The following is a 4,554-nucleotide window of genomic DNA, read 5'->3' as shown; positions in this document are numbered from 1 at the left end:
ATTTAGTTGTTCCATATGAACCTTTCTAGAATGATAGTTTGAACGCTTTTCATTATAGGTCATATGGGACTTTTTGTATATACTCAAAAAGGCTCCATAATTTCCATGGTGGATTTACCCACTACAGAAATTATAGAGCCGTAAAAAATAGCAGAAAAAGATAGATGTTAGTGAATATTTTTCAGAAAGTTTCACATAAACTATTTGTAAAATTCTTGTAAAGTTACTGCAAAAAACTCTGAGTTCTTTTGTTTGATAAATCTAATGTTTAAGATTTATAATGTATTTTAGAATAAGTTAGAAGATATTTTTGGTTGTTTTTTAGTTCTTGTTTTTGTCTCTTTGTATTAAAATAAATAAAAAATTCTGAAAACTATAAGAAAAACACTGCATGGGTTAAGAAAAAAGTTGATTTTTTTACGTTTTAAGTAAAGTAAAAGATATAAAATGAGAATTAAACATCAATTTTAATTATAATTAACTTATTTTTGTTTATAAAAAATTCTGATAATTTTAAAAATATGAATTTGCAAAAACATTGCTTTTGTAATATTTAAAGGAGGTGCTACCTTGTAGAGATGTGTTGCATAGGAGCAAAATGTATAATTATTTATGTTGAATTGTATAAAAATGATACAACGATTTCTTTGTATCAAGAAAAAGAAAAGAAACAGTTTTAATATTATGGAGGTTACAATGAATAAACCTAAGCAATCCAAATCAAGTTTTAATTGATACAAATCACGTCAACGTTTTTCAATTAGAAAGTACCATTTTGGTGCTGCTAGCGTCTTGCTAGGTGCAGCACTTGTATTAGGTGGTGGGCAAGTAGCAGCCGACGAACCTAGTGCTTCTAACGACATCAAAGTAGTTGTTACTCAGACAGCTGACGAGGATGCTCCTACAAAAGCGCAAGAAGGGACAAAAGAGTCAATCACAACACCAGCTACTGAAGTAAGTGCAACGGAAAGCAAAACAGAAGAAGTTACTCCAGAAGGCACAAGCAGCTCTACTGCAACAGAAACAACGGATAGCTCAGTTGTCGCATCTGCTGACACAACAGAAGAAACAACACCATCTGTTGAAGAAAGCAAAACCGAAGCTTCTAGCGATGTAACAGAAGAAAGCACAGCTGAAAGCAAAACAGAAACTTCAGAAGACAAAGCAGAAGAAGTAGCTCCAACAACAGCCACAACAACTTCTGCAACAGAAACAACTGAAAAAGAAGTGACACCAACTATTGAGACAACTCCAGAGCTGACAACTACAGTCGCAATGCCTGCTAGTGAAACAAGTCAAGAAACAACACCAAAAATCACAGACCTAACACCTGATGAAATCAAAGTGTTGACAACGTCACAATTAGCTAAAATGGACCTTTCAAACACCATTTTGGCATCATTGACTTTTGAACAAAGCAAGGCACTTACCCTTAACAAAGACTATCAACGCTTAGGCTCAGGCGGAAGCGTTAGCGAATCAGGCGACCGCTTCTTTGCTAATGTCCAAGGTGGTACACCAGTCAACAACGTCAACACCTTCCGTCCAAGCGTGACCTACGAATCTAACCAAGCGGTCTCTGACTTTGTCAATGGTACAGACATCCAGCTTGCTACTCCAACAACTGGTGAACACAGTTCTCAAACAATAAGTGGCTCTCTATGGCATGATGGAGGGGTTATCAATACTTATGATAAAGCAGCTGCCGAATCAGATCAAAACTTTGGTTGGAAACCAATCGGCAACTATGTTCAAGTCGGAACGAACTTCTGGGGAGATAAAGACAACAGTATTGTACGTCCTGAGAAAGATCAAAATTACATCATCCTTGGTAAATACCAATCAGGCAAAAATAATCAGCTGGTTGATGGTTATGAAGGGGGTTACCAAGATATCACAGTCGCTCCTGGTGGTGAATTTGTCTTTAAAACAATTGCTACTTTAGCTGGCAGTGGAACTACTTATCAAACTTCAGAAACATCACAATTTGGGGTGACTATTGTTGCTCTTGATAAAGATGGTAAAGAAACAGAGACAGTTCTCTTCACCAAAACAGATGGGTATAAATTTGATTTCCTAGACGGTAAGTATAGTGTAATGGTGAACGTCCCAACGACTGTTAATAAGATCCGTGTTAAGATTACCCCAGGTAAAAGTAGTGCATTTAACACGTCTTATAATAGTGTCGATACCTATGGTCTAGCTCTTGTCAGTGCCAAAGATTGGGTTGGTTCAGCTATTACTTCTGATTATAACAGTGCTGAGACAAACAAGTATGCTATCGCTGGTGATACGGTAGTCTTTGATAACATCGGTATCGAAAATGATGGACAGTTGAAAGCTAATGTAACCTATACGGTTAATAGCGAAGGTATGACAGGAATCACCTTAAAACCAACAACAGATGGCAGCTCTAGTTCAACGTCATTAGCCAGCAAAAATAATACATCAGTTTCGATTACAGAAACCGTAGGGGTTAACCCAAGCCGAGTTGAAGAGGTTGGAGCTGCAACCCAAACAAATTATAACGGTTGGTATGCTATCTCTGGTTATACCCCTGATACTGATTACGCTTATGAAAAAGACTACAAGTTTGAAGTGGAAACTTCAGATACAATCGATAAGGAAAACATCTACTACCTTAAAGGGCAATTGAGTTACTATACAAACCACGTGTCACAATTTATCGATATTTATTCGATTTATACTGAAAAAGTAGCTACAGTTGCTGATAAGACTAAGGATAGAGAAACTGTCACGGCTAAACTTGACCCGGGTACTTTGACTGTTTATCCAAAAGCAACCGCTAAGACAGACAACGTCTTCCGTGTGGGTGGTACTGTTCCAGAGGCAGCAGACATGATTAACGATAAAATCAAAGCTGCTCTTGAAGACAGTTCAGCAACAGTGACTTATGCTTGGAAAACAGCTCTAAGCACAGATGCAGCCAACACATACGCAACTGGTGTCATCACTGCGACTTACACTTTCCCAGACGGAACAACAAGAACAGTTGATGTTTCAGTAGAAGCTGAAGTTGTTGACGTAAGTAAATTGCAAGAACTTGTTGATAACGCTGAAACAGTTCGCCAATCACCACTTTATACAGAAGCTGATGATGCGGAGAAAGCTGCTTATGACAAATCTATCGAAGAAGCACAAACAATCCTCAACGATAAAACTTCTCGTCAAACAGCTGTTGATACAGGTGTAACCAACATCACTAATGACGCTAAGACAGGTTCTTACGACCAATTGAACGGTTGGACAAACCTTAACCAAGCGAAGAAAGATGCTCTTGATGAAGTCAAAGCTGATGTGGAACTCTTGCAAAATAACATAGGCAGTGGTTACCTAGGTGAGAAATTACCTGAAGCAAGTCAAACCAAATACAAAGACGCTATCCAAGCTGTCGTTGACCAATTGGCTAAAGACATCGAAGCTGCTGAAGGTGATGATTTAAGTGTCGAAACTGGTGGTGCACAAACCATCGCAAAAGTTGAAGAACTTAAAGCAGAAGCTAATGCTAAGATCCAATTGATCAACTATCAAGCACAACTTGAAGCGAAGAAACAAGACATTGCTGATAAAATAAACGCTAACACTGAAGCAACTGATGAAGAAAAAGCGGCTGCATTGAAATTATTGGACGCTGAGTACAACGAAGCTGCTGAAAAACTTATCAATGCTGCACCATCATCAGTACCTGAAACAAGCTCTGAAAATGCTGATTTGAAGAAAATTGTTGATACTTCACTTAACGATGACTACTTAACACCTGAACGTAAAGCAGCTGCTAAACAAGTCATTGAAGAAGTTTACGCAAGTAAACAAAAAGAACTTCAAAACACACCAAACGCAACGCAAGAAGAAATCGAGGCTGCACTTGCTAAATTGGACGAAGAAAAAGCCAATCGATGCTTCAACTACTAATGCTCAAGTAGATGCTGTCACTGAAGCAGGTAAACAAGCGATTAAAGATCTTATCCCTCAAAAACAAGCACCATCAGACGAACCAGTAGCTCCTGAGGTACCAGAAGTACCATCAGATTCAGATAACTCTGGTGACGGTGGTATGGTGACTCCTGAGGCACCTTCAGATTCAGACGCAGATCACTCAGATAATGCTGGTATGGAAGCTCCAAAAGCTCCTGCAACATCATCAAGCTCTGCTGATGCTAAAGGTACTCAATCTTCACAAGCTCCTTCTACAGCTAACGCTCTTGTCGTAGGTAACGGTGTTGGTTCAAGCCAAGCAACTCTTCCTAAGACTGGTCAAGCCGAAGATAGAAATCTCCTTGCCCTTGGTGCAAGCATGATCCTAGGTGCATTCGGACTACTAGCTGGCAGAAGAAAAAGAGAAGATGAAGAATAAAAAAATCTAGTACACTCACTTTGGCAAACAACTCTTAATCATATCTTTCACAACACTAGATTTTTTAGAGGAGGTCAGTTTTGACCTTCTCTTTTTTAAGTAAAAAAATCGGCTCATTGTCAACTGTAGTGGGTTGATGCCAGCTAACATCTAGAGAGAACCAAATTGGTTTTCTCTTT

Annotated in this window: 2 protein-coding genes and 1 pseudogene; all 3 read left to right on the top strand. The window is 38.6% G+C overall.

What is annotated here, in order from left to right:
- Nucleotides 1-753: 753 nt before the first annotated feature.
- A pseudogene (locus tag ACFORE_RS05135) lies at nucleotides 754-831 on the top strand (YSIRK-type signal peptide-containing protein); the annotation flags it as partial.
- A gap of 444 nt (nucleotides 832-1,275) precedes the next feature.
- The gene (locus ACFORE_RS05130; RefSeq protein WP_380435036.1) at nucleotides 1,276-3,933 is read left to right on the top strand and encodes a DUF1542 domain-containing protein; all 2,658 of its coding nucleotides are present in this window, start codon (nucleotides 1,276-1,278) and stop codon (nucleotides 3,931-3,933) included.
- Nucleotides 3,887-4,375 (top strand): LPXTG cell wall anchor domain-containing protein, encoded by a 489-nt coding sequence (locus ACFORE_RS05125; protein WP_380435030.1) that lies wholly within the window; start codon nucleotides 3,887-3,889, stop codon nucleotides 4,373-4,375. The genes ACFORE_RS05130 and ACFORE_RS05125 overlap by 47 nt, the downstream gene beginning before the upstream one ends.
- Nucleotides 4,376-4,554 lie beyond the last annotated feature (179 nt).

The sequence above is a fragment of the Streptococcus alactolyticus genome, from assembly GCF_042649785.1.
In the GTDB taxonomy this organism is placed as follows: Bacteria; Bacillota; Bacilli; order Lactobacillales; family Streptococcaceae; genus Streptococcus; species Streptococcus alactolyticus.
This window is presented reverse-complemented; position numbering and strand designations above follow the sequence as displayed.

Excerpts from the sequence above, each read along its gene's own strand:
- ACFORE_RS05130 (WP_380435036.1), top strand. The coding sequence starts at position 1,276 with ATGCCTGCTAGTGAAACAAGTCAAGAAACAACACCAAAAATCACAGAC.